This is a genomic window from Kribbella sp., from assembly GCF_035655035.1.
In the GTDB taxonomy this organism is placed as follows: domain Bacteria; phylum Actinomycetota; class Actinomycetes; order Propionibacteriales; family Kribbellaceae; genus Kribbella.
Genome location: NZ_DASRVN010000778.1, coordinates 1 through 3,750 on the forward strand (window position 1 = coordinate 1; position 3,750 = coordinate 3,750).

Annotated in this window: 3 protein-coding genes and 1 pseudogene; all 4 read left to right on the forward strand. The window is 70.2% G+C overall.

What is annotated here, in order from left to right:
- Positions 1-204, forward strand: a pseudogene (locus VFF46_RS39515) (cysteine desulfurase NifS); the annotation flags it as partial.
- The gene (gene mnmA / locus VFF46_RS39520) at positions 204-1,295 is read left to right on the forward strand and encodes a tRNA 2-thiouridine(34) synthase MnmA (RefSeq protein WP_325042407.1); all 1,092 of its coding nucleotides are present in this window, start codon (positions 204-206) and stop codon (positions 1,293-1,295) included. The pseudogene VFF46_RS39515 and the gene mnmA, both read left to right, overlap by 1 nt.
- Positions 1,292-2,269 carry a methionine synthase vitamin-B12 independent gene (locus tag VFF46_RS39525; RefSeq protein ID WP_325042408.1) on the forward strand — a complete coding sequence of 326 codons (978 nt, stop codon included), beginning with the start codon at positions 1,292-1,294 and terminating at the stop codon, positions 2,267-2,269. Before mnmA ends, VFF46_RS39525 begins: the two co-directional genes overlap by 4 nt.
- A 36-nt stretch (positions 2,270-2,305) precedes the next feature.
- A partial coding sequence (gene ligA / locus VFF46_RS39530) for an NAD-dependent DNA ligase LigA (protein ID WP_325042409.1) occupies positions 2,306-3,750 on the forward strand: 1,445 nt, incomplete at its 3' end.

Sequence of the window (3,750 nt, forward strand, 5' to 3'; positions counted from 1 at the left end):
TCCGCGTGCAACGCCGGCGTCGCCGAGCCCAGCCACGTGCTGCTCGCGATGGGGTACGACGACCAGCGGGCCCGCGGCTCGCTCCGGTTCACCCTCGGGCACACGAGTACGCGCGCCGACGTCGACGCCGTACTGGACAACATCGGGCCGGTCGTGGAGCGGGCGAAGTCCGCCGGGCTGCAGAACGTGGGAAGGAACACCTGATGCGGGTACTCGCAGCCATGTCCGGCGGAGTGGACTCCGCGGTCGCGGCGGCGCGGATGGCCGAGGCCGGGCACGACGTGACCGGCGTACACCTGGCCCTCAGCCGCAACCCGCAGTCCTACCGCAGCGGCGCGCGCGGTTGCTGCACGATCGAGGACTCCCGCGACGCCCGCCGGGCCGCGGACGTGATCGGCATCCCGTTCTACGTCTGGGACCTGGCCGAGCGCTTCCACGCCGACGTGGTCGAGGACTTCGTCAACGAGTACGCCGCCGGCCGCACGCCGAACCCGTGCCTGCGCTGCAACGAGAAGGTCAAGTTCAGCGCCGTCCTGGAGCGGGCCCTGGCGCTCGGCTTCGACGCGGTCGCGACCGGGCACTACGCGCGGATCGTGGACCTGCCGGACGGTGCGCGGGAGCTGCACCGGGCGGTGGATCCGGCCAAGGACCAGTCGTACGTGCTCGGCGTCCTGACCCAGGAGCAGCTCGCGCACGCGTTCTTCCCGCTCGGCGACACGGTCAAGACCGAGGTCCGCGAGGAGGCCGAGCGGCGCGGGCTGTCGGTGGCCGCCAAGCCGGACAGCCACGACATCTGCTTCATTGCCGACGGCAACACCGCGGGCTTCCTCGGCGCGCAGCTCGGCGAGGCGCCCGGCGACATTATCGATGCCCAGGGCAACAAGCTCGGCGAGCACTCCGGGACGCACGGGTTCACGATCGGCCAGCGCAAGGGCCTGAAGATCGGCACCCCGGCCGCCGACGGCAAGCCCCGCTTCGTCCTGGACATCAGCCCGGTCGACCGGACCGTCACCGTCGGCTCCCGCGCCGAGCTGGCCGTGTCCGAGCTGACGGCCTCCAGGCCCCGTTGGTGCGGCCCGGCGCCTGCCTCGGAACTGCATGTCAAGGCCCAGCTCCGAGCCCACGGCGAAGAGGTTCCTGTTCTCGCAGCAGTCCAGGGCGATCACGTACAGGTCTCCTTCGAGGAGCCGACATCCGCCGTCGCTCCGGGGCAGGCAGTCGTGCTGTACGACGGAACACGCGTCATCGGCTCGGCAACGATCGACAGCGTCCAGCGCGTCAGCGCCGCCGTATGACCACCACTGGTCTGGGTTCGGTCCCCGGCGACGACATCCGCGAGTGGATGCGCGCAGTACTCGAGCTGGTCGACGTCCCGTTCCTCCCGGAGCTTCCGGCGCGCCCGTACGGCGACATGATCAGCCGGACCATCGCAGTCCTGACTGAGTTGGCCGCTGACCTGCAGCCGGTCGGCTGGCGGCTGACCGGCGGTGGCGACGCCAGGGCGAGCCTGGACCAGCGACGGGCGCGGGCGTTGCTCCACGAGGACCTGGATGTGCTGGAGGAGTACGCCGACGGGTACCAAGGCCGGCTGAAGGTACAAGTGACCGGTCCGTGGACGCTGGCGGCCGCCGTGGAGCGCCCTCGCGGTGACAAGGTGCTGGCGGACCATGGCGCGCGGCGGGACCTCGCACAGGCGCTGGCGTACGGCGTGGAGCAGCACGTGGCCGAAGTACGCAAGCGTGTGCCCGGCGCTGAGGTGTTGTTGCAGGTGGACGAGCCCGGGCTGCCCGCCGTACTGGCTGGTGCTGTCCCGACGGCGTCCGGCTGGAGTAAGCACCGCTCTGTGGACGGTCCGGGTGCTGTGGAGCTTTTGAGCCTCTTCACCGGTGCTGCTCCCACTGTCGTGCACTGCTGCGCGGAGCGGCCGCCCATCGAGGTCTTTACCAAGTCAGGCGCCAGTGGGGTAGCTGTTGACGTATCGCTGCTCAACAACGCGGCCTGGGACCAGGTAGCGATAGCTGCTGAAGCAGGCACCACTCTGTACGCCGGTCTGGTCGCGACGACCGGTGCAGTGCCCAAGGCGGAGCAGGCGGCTCAGCCCCTCATCAAACGGTGGCGAGAGCTCGGTCTGGACCCGGAACTGCTGAAGCAGGTGGTGATCACACCGGCCTGTGGACTCGCGGCCGCGCCGTCCCCGGCCGACGCCAGAGCCCGCCTGAAGCTGCTCCGCGACATCGCCGACGTGGTCGGCGAAGCGGCCGACGAGTAACCGAGAACTGTCCGGACCGCCAGGTAAGTTCTGCTTATGAGCGAGCGCAGCGAGCGAACAAAGGGTAGAGCCGAGAACGCTGGGCCGCCCGCGGATGTCCGGACGCGGCATGCGGCGCTGAGTCAGGAGATCGAGGACCACCGGGCGCGCTACTACCTGGCCAGCCCGATCATCTCGGACGCGGACTTCGACGCGCTGATGCACGAGCTGCAGGGCCTCGAGGAGCAGTACCCCGAGCTCCGTACGCCGGACTCGCCCACGCAGAAGGTCGGCGCCCCGGTCTCCACCCTGTTCGCCCCGGTCCAGCACCCGATGCGGATGGAGAGCCTCGGCAACGCGTTCTCCGCCGAGCAGATGGAGGCGTGGGCCAAGCGCCTGGAGCGCGAGGTCACGGCCCAGCAGATCGTCGACAGCGGGTTCCTCTGCGAGCTCAAGGTGGACGGGCTCGCGCTGGACCTGGTGTACGAGAACGGCAGGCTCGTCACCGGTGCCACCCGCGGTGACGGCCGCACCGGCGAGGACGTGACGCCGAACGTCCGCACCATCAAGAGCATCCCGGAGCACCTGCACGGCGACGACCTCCCGGCGTTCCTGGAGGTCCGCGGCGAGGTGTACTTCCGGGTCGAGGACTTCGAGGAGCTGAACGCCCAGCTGGTCGAGGCCGGCAAGGACGTCTTCTCCAACCCGCGCAACAGCGCCGCCGGATCGCTGCGCCAGAAGGACCCGAAGGTGTCGGCGGCCCGCCCGCTGCGGTTCGTCGTGCACGGCCTCGGCAAGGTCGAAGGGCACACCTTCGGCCGGCTGTCGGCGGCGTACGAGCAGCTGAAGGCGTGGGGTCTGCCCGTCAGCGACCGCGCCCGCCGGGTCGGCACGCTCGACGAGGTCAACGAGTTCATCGCGTACTACGGCGAGAACCGGCACTCGGTGGACCACGAGATCGACGGCGTCGTGGTGAAGGTCGACGAGCTCGACCTGCAGCGCGCGCTCGGGTCCACGTCGAGCGCCCCGCGCTGGGCGATCGCGTACAAGTACCCGCCGGAAGAGGTGAACACCAAGCTCATCGAGATCGAGGTGAACGTCGGCCGCACCGGGCGGGTCACCCCGTTCGCGCACATGGAGCCGGTCCGGGTGGCCGGGTCCACGGTGGAGTACGCGACCCTGCACAACGCGAAGGAGGTCGCCCGCAAGGACGTCCGCCCGGGCGACACCGTCGTACTGCGGAAAGCCGGCGACGTCATCCCCGAGGTGCTCGGGCCGGTGGTGGACCTGCGCCCGAAGGGCCTGCCGGCGTGGGAGATGCCGACGCACTGCCCGTGGTGCGACACCTTGCTGGCGCCGGCCAAGGAGTCCGACGTCGACATCCGCTGCCCGAACTCGCAGTACTGCCAGGGCCAGCTGCGGGAGCGGCTGTTCTATCTGGCCGGGCGGTCCGCGTTCGACATCGAGGGGCTCGGGTTCAAGGCGGCGGACGCGCTGATCCG

Excerpts from the sequence above, each read along its gene's own strand:
- mnmA (WP_325042407.1), top strand. The coding sequence starts at position 204 with ATGCGGGTACTCGCAGCCATGTCCGGCGGAGTGGACTCCGCGGTCGCG.
- VFF46_RS39525 (WP_325042408.1), top strand. The coding sequence starts at position 1,292 with ATGACCACCACTGGTCTGGGTTCGGTCCCCGGCGACGACATCCGCGAG.